Origin of the sequence: Mycolicibacterium tokaiense, from assembly GCF_010725885.1 — a bacterium.
GTDB classification, from domain to species: domain Bacteria; phylum Actinomycetota; class Actinomycetes; order Mycobacteriales; family Mycobacteriaceae; genus Mycobacterium; species Mycobacterium tokaiense.
This window is the reverse complement of record NZ_AP022600.1, coordinates 4,166,564-4,179,971: the sequence shown is the minus strand read 5'-3', so window position 1 is coordinate 4,179,971 and position 13,408 is coordinate 4,166,564. Positions and strand designations below refer to the sequence as shown.

Genomic DNA, 13,408 nt, shown 5'->3' with positions numbered 1-13,408 from the left:
GGCAGGATGGGGCGGTGCTCGGCCTCGACGACCGCTCCGGCGGACCGCTGCGACGGCGGGAGGTGCTGGTCGGCGCCCTCGGGCTGACCGCGCTGGCCCTGGCGGGGTGCAGCGAGCCCCCGCCGCCGGACGTCAGTCAGTTGCAGGCCCAGCTGGACCGCGCCAATGCCGACAGTCAACTCGCGCGGGCGGCCGTTACGGGTGCCGGCCGTGCCGTGCAACCCGCGCTGCTGCAGATCGCTGCCGAACGGTCCCGGCACGCCGACGTGCTGGCCGGCGAGATGTCCCGGACCCTGGGCACATTGGTGCCCGCCACGCCGGTGACCGGCACGTCCACCACCACCGGCACCCCCGCCCCTGCGCGGCCCCCCGGTGTCGACGCCGTGTCCGCAGCACTGCGGGAATCCGCCGAGTCGGCGGCCCGTTACGCCGCCACCGAGGCCGGGTACCGGGCCGGGCTGCTGGGGTCCATCGCAGCCGCCTGCACCACGGGCCACACGGTGCTCCTACCCCAGCGGAGCACACCGTCGTGACGTCTACCGAACCTGCACCCGGCGGCGATGCCGACCGCCCATCAGCCCCCGCCGCGGCCGCCCTGTACGACGCCCTGGCCGGCGAGCACGCCACCATCTGGGGCTACGGGATCGTCTCGGCACACTCCACCCCCGACGAAAACTGGCTGGTCTCCGAGGCCATCGCCGGACACCGCGAACAACGGGAGGCCCTGCTCGACATGCTCGCGGCGCAGCAGGTCCAACCCCCGCTGGCGGCGCCGGGGTACCAGTTGCCGTCGGTGGTCAACGACCCCGACGCGGCCGCCGCGCTGGCCGTCCAGATGGAAAACGACAGCGCGGTCGCGTGGCGAGCCGTCCTGGAGCAGTCACCGTCCCCGCAGGACCGGACCTACGCGGTGCAGGCACTGACCCGCAGTGCCGTGCTGGCCGCCCGGTGGCAGCAGATCCTCGGAGAGTGGCCGATCTCCACTGCCTTCCCGGGTGGGCCCGAGTAGGGATCAGCCCAGGGCCGCCGCGATGTCGGTGGCCGCCGAGTCCACCGACACCTCGCTGGTCTCGCCGCTGAACCGGTTGCGCAGTTCCACCACGCCATTGGCCCACCCACGGCCGACGACCACCACCCAGGGCATCCCGAGCAGCTCGGCGTCCTTGAACTTCACCCCGGGTGAGGACGTCCGGTCATCCAGCAGCACATCGAATCCCAGCCGATCCAGGGCGGCAGCCAGCTCCGTCGCCCCGGCGCGCGCCTCGGCGTCCTTGTTCGCGATCACCAGATGCACGTCGAACGGAGCCACCGACGCCGGCCAGCGCAGCCCGAGACCGTCGTGCTGCTGCTCGGCGATGACGGCGACCAGGCGGGAGACACCGATGCCGTAGGAGCCCATGGTCAGCCGCACCGGCTTGCCGTCCTCGCCGAGCACGTCCACGGTGAATGCATCGGTGTACTTGCGGCCCAGCTGGAAGATGTGGCCGATCTCGATTCCGCGCGCCGAGACCAGCGGCCCCGCTCCGTCCGGTGACGGGTCACCGTCGCGGATCTCGGCGGCCTCGATGGTGCCGTCGGCGGTGAAGTCGCGGCCGGCCACCAGGCCGACGACGTGCCGGTTGGGCGCATCCGCCCCGGTGATCCATGCGGTGCCGTCCACCACCCGCGGGTCCACCAGGTAACGAACGCCGTTGTCCAGCAGCGCTTTCGGGCCGACGTAGCCCTTGACCAGGAAGGGGTTCTTGGCGAAGTCGGCGTCACCGAGCAGGACGTATTCGGCCGGATCCAGCGCCGCGCCCAGCCGTTTTTCGTCGACCTCGCGATCACCGGGCACGCCGACAGCCAGCAGTTCCCACTCACCGCCGGGCTCACGGGTCTTCAGCAGCACGTTCTTCAATGTGTCGGCGGCCGTCACCGGCCGGTCGAACTGTGGGAGATCGGCGCCGTTGGCCCAGTCCACCAGGGTGGCGATGGTGGGGGTGTCGGGTGTCTCGTGGACCACCGCGTCGGGCTGACCCTCGATGGGCAGCGGCGGGGGCACCTGGGTGACGACGGCTTCGACATTGGCGGCATAGCCCGACTCGAGGCACCGAACGAAGGTGTCCTCGCCCACCTCGCTCTCGGCGAGGAACTCCTCCGAGGCGCTGCCGCCCATGGCGCCGGAGACCGCCGAGACGATCACGTAGTCCAGCTCCAGCCGGGCGAAGATCTTCTGGTAGGCCTCGCGGTGCGCGTGGTAGGCGTTCTTGAGGCCGTCGTCGTCGACGTCGAAGGAGTAAGAGTCCTTCATCAGGAACTCGCGGCCGCGGAGGATGCCCGCGCGCGGTCGTGCCTCGTCGCGATACTTGTTCTGGATCTGGTAGAGGATGACCGGGAAGTCCTTGTACGAGCTGTACTCCCCCTTCACCGTCAGCGCGAACATCTCTTCGTGCGTGGGCGCCAGCAGGTAGTCGTTGCGCCGGCGGTCCTGGAGGCGGAACAGGTTGGGACCGTATTCGGTCCAGCGGCTGGTGGCCTCGTACGGCGCGCGCGGCAGCAGCGCCGGGAACAGGATCTCCTGCCCCCCGATGTGAGCCATCTCGTCGCGGACGATCGCCTCGATCTTGCGCAGCACCCGCAGGCCCAGCGGCAGCCAGCTGTACAGGCCGGGGCCCACCGGCCGGACGTAGCCGGCGCGGATGAGCAGCTTGTGGCTGGGGACCTCGGCATCGGCCGGGTCGTCACGGAGGGTTCGGAGGAACAGCTCCGACATGCGGGTGATCACGACGGGAGAGCCTACTCAGTGCCCATGGCGTGCGGTGGCTGCGGGTTCAGGCGTCCGATTGTGGATTCATCCACAGTGGTTGTGCACAGCTGGGGATGAATGACATCGGTGTGATTTCCCCGCCAGGATCGTCCCGTGCACCGCTGCGGGGCGCACAGGGACTGTGATGCGATGCTCATACCCAGGGGTGAACAAGCTCAAACCACTCCAACGGATACTTTTTCCGGGTGATTCCCGGTCCTACAACTCGCCCGCATCGATGGCGTCTTTGACTTCCTGAGCGTGCGCCACCTGCTTGGCGGTGTAACCGATGAACAGAGCGGCACACCCGACCAGGACCGCGACCGCGGCCACCCACAGCAGGCCGTAGGTGTAGCCGGCGTCGAGAGCGTTCAGTTGCGCCTCGTTCATGTCCTTGACCGGCCCGGTGGTGCCACCGAGGTACAGCGTCCGGGAGGTGATGACCGCCTGGATGATGGCCAGGACCACGGGGCCACCGAGGTTCTGCAGCATCAGCGCGATCGCCGAGACGGGGCCGATCTGATCGAAGCCCACACCGGCGATGGCCGAGACCGTCAGAGGCACCACGATCATGCCGATACCGAAACCGCCGACCGTGATCGGCAGCACCAGGTTCGGGAAGTACGGGATGTCGCCGTGCAGGGTACTGCCGTAGAGCATGGCGGCGAGCACCAGCACACCGCCGCCGATGACCAGGATCCTCGGCGGGAACTTCGACACCAGTACCGAGGAGACCCCGAGTCCGATACCCAGGGCGATGACGAACGGGATGAAACCGATGCCGGCCTTGAGCGCGCTGTAGCCCATGATGTCCTGCACATACAGGCCGATCAGCACGGTCAGGGTGAACATCACGCCGCCGGCGAGGAACACCGCGTAGAACGTCGCCACCCGGTTGCGGTCCCGGAAGAGCGAGAAGGGCACCACGGGGTTCTCGGCGCTGCGTTCGGCGATCACGAATCCCACGAAGGCGAGCAGCGCGACGACGCCCGCACCGAGGGTCATCGGGGCCAGCCAGCCGTTCTCCGGCCCCTGGGTGAATCCGAAGACGGCGGCGGTGCAGCCCAGCGTGGCCAGCAGGGCGCCGGCCGCGTCGAGCTTCATCCGCTCTTTGTTGGTCTCACGCAGGGTGGTGTAGGCCAGGTACAGCATCAGCAGGCCGATCGGGACGTTCACCAGGAACGCCAGTCGCCACGACACCTCGGTGAGTGCGCCACCGACCACCAGGCCCATCACCGAGCCCACGCCGGTCATCGCGGCGAACACGGCGGTGGCGGCATTGCGGGCCGGACCCTTGGGGAACGTGGTGGCCACCAGAGCCAGCCCGGTGGGCGAGGCGATGGCCGCGCCCACGCCCTGCAGCAGCCGGGCCACCACGAGAGTGCCCTCACTCCAGGCGATTCCGCAGAGCACCGAGGCGATGGTGAACAGGGCGACGCCCACGATGAAGGTGCGCTTGCGTCCGATGGTGTCGCCGAGGCGGCCGCCGAGGAGCATCAGACCGCCGAACGTCAGGACGTAGGCGGTGATGACCCAGCTGCGTCCTGCGTCGGAGAGCCCCAGCTCGTCCTGGATCTGCGGCAGCGCGACGATGGCGATGGTGCTGTCCATGGTGGCGAGCAGCTGCATCCCGCCGATGGCGATCACTGCATAGATGAACCGCCGCGACGGCAACCAGCTGGGGATCTTGCCCGCACGTGGCGTCTTGTCCACCTTCACCGGCAGCGCGCGGTCCGAACCGGCAGCGCGTGCTTCCGCGTGTGCCCGCTCGGCGTCGTTGAGTGCCGTCATACCGAGCTACCCTACAGTAATCTTAAGAGTTGTTTAAAGCTCGGAATGGTCACAGAACCCCCCGAGGCGGGACCCGTGCGGCCTAGGTCGACGGGGCTCCGACGTCGACGACGGCACCGATCACGATGATCGCCGGGGGCCTGATCCCCTCGGCCCGGATCACCTCGGCCGCATCGGCCAAGCTGGCCCGGACCACCCGTTCCGCCGATGTTGTCCCGTGCTGAACCACCAGCACCGGGGTATGCGCCGGGCGGCCGCCCTCACGCAGCGCCCGGGCGAACAACTCGATCCGCTCCACCGCCATGAGCAGCACGATCGTGCCTTTCAAGGCCGCCAGTGCGGACCAGTTGACCAACGACTCGGGATGGTCGGGGGCCAAGTGCCCGCTGACGACGACGAACTCGTGGTTGACCGCACGGTGGGTGACCGGCACACCGGCCGCCGCCGGAACGGCGATGGCGCTGGTGATCCCCGGCACCACTGTGACCGGGATCCCAGCGGCGGTGCAGGCGAGAACTTCCTCATATCCGCGGGCGAAGACGAACGGATCGCCGCCCTTGAGCCGGACAACGAAGTGGCCGGACCGGGCTCGGTTTATGAGAACGTCGTTAATGGCCTCCTGAGCCATGGCCCGGCCGTACGGGATCTTGGCGGCATCGATCACCTCGACGTGCGGCGGCAATTCGTCGAGCAGCTGGGCCGGCGCCAGCCGGTCGGCCACCACCACATCAGCGCGCGCCAGCAACCGCCGGCCGCGCACAGTGATGAGTTCGGGATCACCCGGGCCGCCGCCTACCAGCGCAACACTGCCGCGCAGGTCGTTGGACGTCTCGGCCAGCTCCTCCCGCGACGAGATGACGCCGGTCTGCAATGCCTCCTGGATCGCGGTGCGGATGCCCGCCGAGCGGCGATGCTCTCCGCCGGCGAGCACGCCCACCGACAACCCGGCGTGGTCCAGGGTGGCCGGCGTCACCGCCGAGCCTTCGACGGCGATGTCGGCGCGCACGCAGAAGATCCGCCTGCTGTCGGCTTCGGCAACGATCGCCGCGTTGGTGTGCGGTTCGTCGGTCGCAGCAATGGCGTACCAGGCACCCTCGAGATCACCGGCACGGTAGTCGCGCAGTTCCACGGTGATCCCGGCCATCGCCTCCACGGCCGGGGTGGCAGCACGGGTGATGACGTGCACATCGGCCCCGGAGTCGACGAGCAGGCCCAGGCGGCGCTGCGCCACCGATCCCCCACCGACCACGACGACCTTCTTGCCGGCGAGGCGGAGTCCGACGAGGTAGGCGTTCTCGGTCACCCGGCGAGCTTAGAGGGTGCGGCGTGCGCAACGAAGCGGCGCACGGATTGCGGATCGGCGGCGGGATGGGTGTGCAGATAGGACGCGTGCACGCCGGCATGCACCGCACCGTCACGACGGGTGGATCCGTCAGGCATCCGCCAGCCCCACGCAGGCGGGTACTCGCTGGTGAATTCGACTGTGGTGCGGTGGAATTCGTGACCGGCGAGCCGGGTTCCCGCGGCGTGCAGCGCGGAGTCCCCGAGAGCCACCGCCTCGCGGTAACCCAGGGTGAGCCGTGGGGTGAAGCGTGCCGACCCTTGGAAGACACCGCACATCGGGTGGCCGTCGAGGTCGCCCATCAGGTAGGTCAGACCCGCGCACTCGGCGTGCACGGGGCCGCGCTGGGCCAGCGTCCGGATCTGTTCGCGCAGTGCGGAGTTGCCCGAGAGCTCCATCAGGTACTGCTCCGGGAAGCCACCCGGCAGCACCAGTGCGGAGGTGTCGGGTGGCAACGACTCGGTCAACGGATCGAACGGCACGACCTGAGCGCCTGCGGCGGTCAGCAGTTCGACCTGCTCGGCGTAGCTGAAACTGAATGCCCGCCCGGCGGCCACCGCCACCACCGGATCCCCTGCCACCGGCTCCCCCACGATGTCGGGTGACCATGCGTAGACCGGGGTGGTCGCGGCGGCCGCGATTCGGGTGACCGCCTGCAGGTCCACGTGCTCGGCGATCAACGCGGTCATGGCCGCGACGGCGGCGCCGGCGGCGGACCCGTGTTCGACGGCGGTGATGAGGCCGAGGTGCCGCGACGGGACCTCGAGTTCGGCGTGCCGCGGAATGGCGCCCAGCACGGGCAGTCCCACGGTGTCGCAGGCCGCGCGCAGGATCTGCTCGTGGCGGGCCGATCCCACCCGGTTGAGGATCACCCCGGCCAGCCGCGTGCCGCTGTCATAGGTCGAAAAGCCATGCAGCAGAGCTGCAATGCTCTGGCTCTGACCACGGGCATCGACCACCAGCACCACCGGCACCCGCAGCAGTGCGGCGACGTGTGCGGTGGATCCGGGGGCCGGCACCTGCACCCCGTCGGCGACCCGGCCGTCGAACAGTCCCATCACTCCTTCGATGACGGCGATGTCGGCACCGCCGCGGCCGTGGGCATACAGCGCGTCCACCAGATCCTCGCCCACCAGCACGGGGTCGAGGTTGCGGCCGGGCCGTCCGGTGGCCAGGGCGTGATAGCCCGGATCGATGAAGTCGGGTCCCACCTTGAACGGGGCCACCGAATGTCCGGCAGCGCGCAGGGCACCCATCAGACCCGTTGCCACCGTGGTCTTTCCGCTTCCGGACGAGGGTGCGGCGATCACGACCGCGGGCGCTGTCATCGGCTCACCACTCGATGCCCTTCTGACCTTTGCGCCCCGCGTCCATGGGGTGTTTGACCTTGGCCATCTCCGTCACCAGGTCGGCGGCCTCGACCAGCGCCGCCGGCGCGTCCCGGCCGGTGATCACCACGTGTTGCATGCCGGGGCGCCGCGTCAAGGTGTCGACCACCTCGGCGGTGTCCACCCACCCCCACTTCAGGGGGTAGGTGAACTCGTCGAGCACGTAGAAGTCGTGTTGCTCGGCGGCCAGCCGGCGGGCGATCTCGGTCCAGCCGTCGGCCGCCGCGTCGGCGTGATCGGCCTCGTCGCCCTGTTTGCGGGTCCAGGACCACCCCGAGCCCATCTTGTGCCACTCCACGGGTGCTCCCACCCCGTGCTGCTCGTGCAATTCACCGAGTCGCCGAAAAGCGGCCTCCTCGCCGACCTTCCACTTGGCGCTCTTGACGAATTGGAACACCGCCACGCTCAACCCGGAATTCCACGCGCGCAACGCCATTCCGAAGGCGGCCGTGGACTTGCCCTTGCCGGGCCCGGTGTGCACAGCCAGCACGGGGGTGTTGCGGCGGGCGCGGGTGGTCAGCCCGTCCCGGGGGACGACGGCGGGGACTCCCTGCGGCATGGTGTGTCTCCTTCCGCTCAGGCGACGTCGCGCAGAGCCTGGGTCAGATTCTCGGCGCGCAGCTGCTCGAGCCGCAGCACCGGGGCGTGGAGCTGGCCGGCCAGCGTGGCCGCCAGACCCAGCCTGATGTACGAGGTCTCGCAGTCGATGACCACAGCCGCGGCACCTTCGGCCACCAGCCGAGCCGCCGCAACCCGGGTGCGGCCCAGCGGGTCCGGTCCACCGGTGGCCCGGCCGTCGGTGAGCACCACGACCAGCGGCCTGCGGGCCCGGTCGCGCACCTTCTCGCGGGTCACCAGGTCGCGGGCGGCCAGCAGGCCCTCGGCCAGCGGCGTCTTGCCTCCGGTGTCGAAACTGGCCAGCCGCCGCGAGGCGATGTAGGCCGAGGAGGTGGGCGGCAGCACCACGGCGGCGCCGCGCTGGCGGAACGTCACCACGGCCACTGTGTCCCGGCGCTGATAGGCATCACGCAGCAGCGACAGCGCCGCCCCGCTGACGGCCGACATGCGGTCCCGCGCGGCCATCGATCCGGATGCGTCGACAACAAAAATCACCAGATTGCCCTCGCGGCCCTCGCGGACGGCGGTGCGCAGGTCCTCGGCGCCGGGCCGCACCGGCGCGGCCCGGCGGGCGGCGGCCAGAACGGTGGCGAACAGATGCAGTCCGTGACCGTCGCCCGACGCGGGGTCGGCTGCCCCCACCACGGCTCCGGTGCGGTTGCGGGCCCGTGATCGGCGCCCCGGCGCGCCCTCACCGATGCCGGGCACCCGCAGGGCGCGGGTCCGAAACGGCCGCGCCGGCGGTGCACTGGGTTTGGCCGCCGCGCCGCCCGACGACGAATCAGATTGCTGCTGCGGGGTTTCCGATGGCGACGGAGCTCCCCCACCGCCGGACGGGTCGGGTTCGGGGTCCGGATCAGGGTCGGCGTCGGGCTCGGGAGCCTCGGACTGCGACAGCGCCTCGTCCAGGGCGCCGGGGTCGAGCCCGGGGTCGTCGAACGGGTCGCGGCGGCGGCGGTGCGGCAGCGCCAGTTCCGCGGCCACCTTGATGTCCTCGGAGTCGACGGCCTCGGCCCCCCGCCACGCGGCGTGTGCCACGGCGGTGCGGGCCACCACGAGATCGGCCCGCATCCCGTCCACGTCAAAAGCCGCGCACACCGCGGCGATGCTGCGTAACGCGGTGTCGCTCAACTCCACCGCGGGTACCCGCGCCCGGGCCTGCGCAATGCGGCGGGCCACCTCGGCGTCGGCGTCGGCGTAGCGTGCCGCGAAACCGGCGGGGTCGGATTCGTAGTCCATCCGGGCGCGGATCACCTGCACCCGCACGTCGACATCCCGCGAGGCCCGCACGTCGACGGTCAGCCCGAAGCGGTCCAGCAACTGCGGGCGCAGCTCGCCCTCTTCGGGGTTCATGGTGCCGATCAGCACGAATCGCGCGTCATGCGAATGGGACACACCGTCCCGCTCGATGTGCACCCGGCCCATCGCCGCGGCGTCGAGCAGCACGTCGACCAGATGGTCGTGCAGCAGGTTCACCTCGTCGACGTAGAGCACCCCGCGGTGGGCGCGGGCCAGCAGACCGGGCGAGAAGGCGTGCTCCCCGTCGCGGAGCACCTTCTGCAGATCCAGCGACCCCACCACCCGGTCCTCGGTGGCACCGATGGGCAACTCGACGAGGCGGCCGTCGTCGACCTCGGCCAGGATGGTGGCCAGGGCGCGCACCGCCGTGGACTTGGCGGTGCCCTTCTCGCCGCGGATCAGCACACCGCCGATATCCGGGCGCACCGCGCACAGCACCAGGGCCAGTCGCAGTTGGTCGTGTCCGATGATGGCGCTGAACGGGTAGACCGCAGCGCTCACGCCTGGTCCTCGGTCCGGCTCCCCGGTCGCAGCATCGGCACGTGCGGGATGCCGTCGTCGAGGTATTCCTCGCCGTCGCGGACGAAGCCGTGCGCGGAGTACATCTCCACCAGGTAGGTCTGCGCGTCGATGCGGCAGCTGTAGTCGCCCACCTCGGCGAGCGCGGCCTGCAGCAGCCGGGTGGTGTGGCCCTGCCCGCGGGCGGCCTGTTTGGTGCACACCCGCCCGATCCGGAACGACTTGGCGCCGCCGGTGTGCTCCTCCATCAGCCGCAGCGTGGCGATCACCTCGCCGTCGGGCAGATCGAGCCAGAAGTGCCGGGTCTCGGGCAGCAGGTCACGGCCGTCGAGTTCCGGGTAGGCGCAGGCCTGTTCGACGACGAACACCTCGACCCTCAACTTCAGCAGCTCGTACAGCGTTGCCGCGCTGAGGTCCTGGGCCCATTTGCGGCGCAGAGCGACCGTCACACCACTCCTGCAGGTTCGGGATCTTCGGTTTCGGACGGGGACACCGAGGTGTCCGCTCCGGCGGACAGGGCGGCGGCGCCGGCGTCGGCACCGGATTCCAGACCCAGCACCTTGGTGCCCCAGTCCCAGACCTCGGCGAACAGTTCGGGCTCGTGTGACAGCTCGGTGCCCAGCGAGGGGATCATCTCCTTCAGCCGCGGCTGCCACGCCTGGAAGCGGTCGCCGAAGCAGCGCTCCATCACGTCCAGCATGGCCGGGACGGCGGTGGAGGCGCCCGGGGAGGCACCGAGCAGGCCGGCGATGCTGCCGTCGGCGGCGGCCAGCACCGTGGTCCCGAATTCGAGGGTGCCGCCCTTGCCCTTGGCCGGCTTGATCACCTGCACACGTTGGCCGGCCAGGGTGAGCTCCCAGTCGGAGTCGACGGCGCTGGGCGCGAAGACCCGCAGGGCGTCCACCCGGTCGCCCTCGGAGAGCATCAGCTGTCCGATCAGGTACTTCACCAGGCTCATCTGCGACAGACCGACGCCCAGCATGGAGGTCAGGTTGTCCGGTTTGACCGACAGCGGCAGGTCGGTGACCTTGCCCTGCTTGAGGAACTTGGGCGACCAGCCGGCGAACGGCCCGAACAGCAGCCACGGCTTGCCGTTGATGATGCGGGTGTCGAGGTGGGGCGCGGACATCGGCGGGGCGCCCAGCGGCGGGAAGCCGTAGACCTTGGCGCGGTGCCCGCTGGTGACGGCCGGGTTGGAGGCCCGCAGGAACTGGCCACCCACTGGGAAACCGCCGTAGCCCTTGGCTTCCTTGATGCCCGACTTCTGCAGCAGGTGCAGGGCGTCGCCCCCGGCGCCGACGAAGACGAACTTGGAGTTCAACGTGCGCTTGGCGCCGGTGCGCCGGTTGGTCACCTTGACGTTCCAGCTGCCGTCGGACTGCTGGCTGACATCGCGCACCTCGTGGCCGAACATCGCGCTGGTGCCGCTGCGCACGCCGAAGCCGATGAGTTGCTTTGCCAGCGATCCGAAGTCGATGTCGGTGCCGTCGGTGGTCCAGTTCAGCGCCACCGGCTGGGCGAAGTCGCGCTTGGCCGCCATGAAGGGCAGCCGCCGGGCGAATTCGTCGGCGTCGTTGATGAATTCGGTGGTGGCGAACAGCGGGTTGGACGCCAATGCGTCCCGCCGCTTGCGCAGGTACTCCACCCGGTCGGCGCCCTCGACGAAACTGACGTGCGGCACCGGGTTCAAGAAGTTGCGGACGTCGGGAAGGATGCCCTTCTCGACGGCGTGCGCCCAGAACTGCCGGGACACCTGGAACTGCTCGTTGACGGCCACGGCCTTGGTGATGTCGATGGTGCCGTCGGACTTCTCCGGCGTGTAGTTGAGCTCACACAGCGCGGAGTGTCCGGTGCCCGCGTTGTTCCACGGGTCGCTGCTCTCGGCCGCCGCGCCATCGAGACGCTCGATCAAGGTGATCGACCAGTTGGGCTCCACGATGCGCAGCAGTGCACCCAGGGTGGCGCTCATGATTCCGGCGCCGACGAGTACGACGTCCGTCTTGGTGATGTTCGAGTCTGACACCCGTCCGTCCTCCGAAGTCGAGCCCTGCCTGTTCGAGCAGGCTGTGGTCCCAGGTTAGCCCGCGTGGGAATGTGACGGGGCACGCAGTCCGTCGACCAGAATCCGCACCAGCCGGTTGCGCTGGTCGACGTCACGGTCGGGCTGCTCGCTGACCCATGCGATCGCCGCCGCCATGTCCAGCACGTCGCCGGCGCCGGTATCGGGCCGCAGCGCGCCGGCGTCCACGGCGCGCTGCAGCAGGGCTGCGCCGGCGGCACTGGCCGCATCACAGGCCTGTTTGCCCTCGCCACCGTCGGGCGGGGCCACCAGGCTGCGCGCCAGCCCGTCGAAGAGCCCGGCCTGTTCGACGTACGCCTGCAACCAGATCTGGAGCGCTTCCGCCGGGTCCGGGTGGTCGAGCAGCCCGGCGGCGCGGTCGGCCAGGTCGTGCAGGCCGTCGGCGATGACGCCCAGCACCAGGAGGTCGCGGGTGGGGAAATGCCGGTACAGCGTGCCCGGACCCACCCCGGCCGCGCGGGCGATGTCGTCCAGCGAGGCCGACACCCCGGATCTCGCGAAGGCCTGGTGGGCGGCCTCGAGCACCCGCCGTCGGTTGCGTGCGGCGTCAGCGCGCATGACCCTCCTGTCGACAAGCGGAGACAGTCTCCATATATTGAGCGGAGACACTCTCCGAATACTATCCGTCACCCCGAGGAGCATCACCGTGCACATCTCCGCCATGGCTCTGCCCGACGCCACCATCACGCTCACCACGGTGCTCGGTTCCGTCACCGAGGCCGACGCCGGCGGCTTCCACCGCGCCTGGCTGCCGCAGCTGCCGCCGGTGCCGGGCCTGGCTCCGTGGGACGCGCTGACAGCGTTGGCGCTGGCCGGACAGCACGCCCGCCGCATCGAGTTGGGCACCAGCGTCAACGTCGCCTATCACCAGCACCCGCTGACGCTGGCGCGTCAGGCGATGACCACCAACACCGCGGTCGACGGGCGACTGACGCTCGGTATCGGCACCGGTCATCAGACGATGGTGGAAGCGCTGGGGCAGCCCTTCACCCGGCCCGCGCAGTACATGCGCGAATTCCTGGAGATCCTCATCCCGGCGATGGCCGGCGACGCCGTGGACTACCACGGCAGCCAGCTGACAGCCGTCGGCAGTGTCGAGCTGGCCGCACCGGCACCGCGGGTGGTCATCGCCGCACTCGGACCGCGCATGCTCGACCTCGCCGCCGAGCTGACCGACGGCACCGTCACCACCTGGACCGGCCCCCGAACGCTGGAACAGCACGTCGTCCCCCGGATCACCACCCGCGCCACACACCTCGGCAGGCCCGCTCCCGAGGTGATCGCCGCGCTGCCCGTGGTCGTCACCCACGACGTCGATGGGGTTCGACACTCGCTGTCGGAGGCCTTCAGCTACACCGCGGAGATGCCCTCGTACCGGGGCGTGCTGGACCGCGAAGGAGTCGACGGGGTGGGCGGGGTAGCCGTTGTGGGCGACGAGGAGCAGGTGGCGGCGCAGCTGCGCCGGTTCTCCGACATCGGGGTCACCGAGTTCGTCGGATTCCTCGTCGGCGACCCCGACACGATGCGCCGCACCAGTGCGTTGCTCGCCGGTCTGCAACGGGAGCCGGCGCCGCTACAGTGAACCC

Annotated in this window: 12 protein-coding genes; 3 read left to right on the top strand and 9 right to left on the bottom strand. The window is 70.1% G+C overall.

Going from position 1 to position 13,408, the window contains the following annotated elements; all coding sequences use genetic code 11:
* Nucleotides 1–14: 14 nt before the first annotated feature.
* Nucleotides 15–533: a hypothetical protein gene (locus tag G6N58_RS20370; RefSeq protein WP_232067940.1), complete on the top strand. Its 519-nt coding sequence runs from the start codon at nucleotides 15–17 to the stop codon at nucleotides 531–533.
* Nucleotides 530–1,009, top strand: coding sequence for a ferritin-like domain-containing protein (locus tag G6N58_RS20365; RefSeq protein WP_115277502.1), 480 nt, complete (start codon nucleotides 530–532; stop codon nucleotides 1,007–1,009). Before G6N58_RS20370 ends, G6N58_RS20365 begins: the two co-directional genes overlap by 4 nt.
* A gap of 3 nt (nucleotides 1,010–1,012) precedes the next feature.
* On the opposite strand, the gene G6N58_RS20360 is transcribed toward G6N58_RS20365, so the two are convergent.
* The 9 genes from G6N58_RS20360 to G6N58_RS20320 all read right to left on the bottom strand — a co-directional run bounded on the left by G6N58_RS20360 (nucleotide 1,013) and on the right by G6N58_RS20320 (nucleotide 12,380).
* A complete protein-coding gene (locus G6N58_RS20360) occupies nucleotides 1,013–2,764 on the bottom strand; it encodes a proline--tRNA ligase (RefSeq protein WP_115277503.1) in 1,752 nt (583 codons plus the stop codon).
* Between the two features lie 240 nt (nucleotides 2,765–3,004).
* Nucleotides 3,005–4,576 carry an MFS transporter gene (locus G6N58_RS20355; protein WP_115277504.1) on the bottom strand — a complete coding sequence of 524 codons (1,572 nt, stop codon included), beginning with the start codon at nucleotides 4,574–4,576 and terminating at the stop codon, nucleotides 3,005–3,007.
* 82 nt (nucleotides 4,577–4,658) lie between these two features.
* Entirely contained in the window at nucleotides 4,659–5,879 is a 1,221-nt protein-coding gene (cobA, locus tag G6N58_RS20350) for a uroporphyrinogen-III C-methyltransferase (protein WP_115277505.1), read from the bottom strand.
* Nucleotides 5,876–7,246 carry a cobyrinic acid a,c-diamide synthase CobB gene (locus G6N58_RS20345; protein ID WP_115277506.1) on the bottom strand — a complete coding sequence of 457 codons (1,371 nt, stop codon included), beginning with the start codon at nucleotides 7,244–7,246 and terminating at the stop codon, nucleotides 5,876–5,878. The genes cobA and G6N58_RS20345 overlap by 4 nt, the downstream gene beginning before the upstream one ends.
* Before the next feature lie 4 nt (nucleotides 7,247–7,250).
* Nucleotides 7,251–7,865 (bottom strand): cob(I)yrinic acid a,c-diamide adenosyltransferase, encoded by a 615-nt coding sequence (gene cobO / locus G6N58_RS20340; protein ID WP_115277507.1) that lies wholly within the window; start codon nucleotides 7,863–7,865, stop codon nucleotides 7,251–7,253.
* A gap of 17 nt (nucleotides 7,866–7,882) precedes the next feature.
* Entirely contained in the window at nucleotides 7,883–9,724 is a 1,842-nt protein-coding gene (locus G6N58_RS20335) for a magnesium chelatase subunit D family protein (protein ID WP_115277508.1), read from the bottom strand.
* Complete coding sequence (locus G6N58_RS20330) at nucleotides 9,721–10,191, bottom strand: GNAT family N-acetyltransferase (protein ID WP_068916416.1); 471 nt, start codon at nucleotides 10,189–10,191, stop codon at nucleotides 9,721–9,723. Before G6N58_RS20330 ends, G6N58_RS20335 begins: the two co-directional genes overlap by 4 nt.
* A complete protein-coding gene (gene mqo / locus G6N58_RS20325; protein WP_435406191.1) occupies nucleotides 10,188–11,711 on the bottom strand; it encodes a malate dehydrogenase (quinone) in 1,524 nt (507 codons plus the stop codon). The genes G6N58_RS20330 and mqo overlap by 4 nt, the downstream gene beginning before the upstream one ends.
* Before the next feature lie 108 nt (nucleotides 11,712–11,819).
* Complete coding sequence (locus G6N58_RS20320; protein WP_163908296.1) at nucleotides 11,820–12,380, bottom strand: TetR/AcrR family transcriptional regulator; 561 nt, start codon at nucleotides 12,378–12,380, stop codon at nucleotides 11,820–11,822.
* Between the two features lie 88 nt (nucleotides 12,381–12,468).
* Between G6N58_RS20320 and G6N58_RS20315 the strand changes: the two genes are divergently transcribed.
* Nucleotides 12,469–13,404 (top strand): TIGR03564 family F420-dependent LLM class oxidoreductase, encoded by a 936-nt coding sequence (locus tag G6N58_RS20315; protein ID WP_163908294.1) that lies wholly within the window; start codon nucleotides 12,469–12,471, stop codon nucleotides 13,402–13,404.
* The last annotated feature ends 4 nt before the right edge of the window (nucleotides 13,405–13,408 follow it).

Coding starts and splice junctions, on each gene's coding strand:
- mqo (WP_435406191.1), bottom strand. CDS start 11,711: ATGAGCGCCACCCTGGGTGCACTGCTGCGCATCGTGGAGCCCAACTGG.
- G6N58_RS20355 (WP_115277504.1), bottom strand. CDS start 4,576: ATGACGGCACTCAACGACGCCGAGCGGGCACACGCGGAAGCACGCGCT.
- cobO (WP_115277507.1), bottom strand. CDS start 7,865: ATGCCGCAGGGAGTCCCCGCCGTCGTCCCCCGGGACGGGCTGACCACC.
- G6N58_RS20345 (WP_115277506.1), bottom strand. CDS start 7,246: ATGACAGCGCCCGCGGTCGTGATCGCCGCACCCTCGTCCGGAAGCGGA.
- G6N58_RS20320 (WP_163908296.1), bottom strand. CDS start 12,380: ATGCGCGCTGACGCCGCACGCAACCGACGGCGGGTGCTCGAGGCCGCC.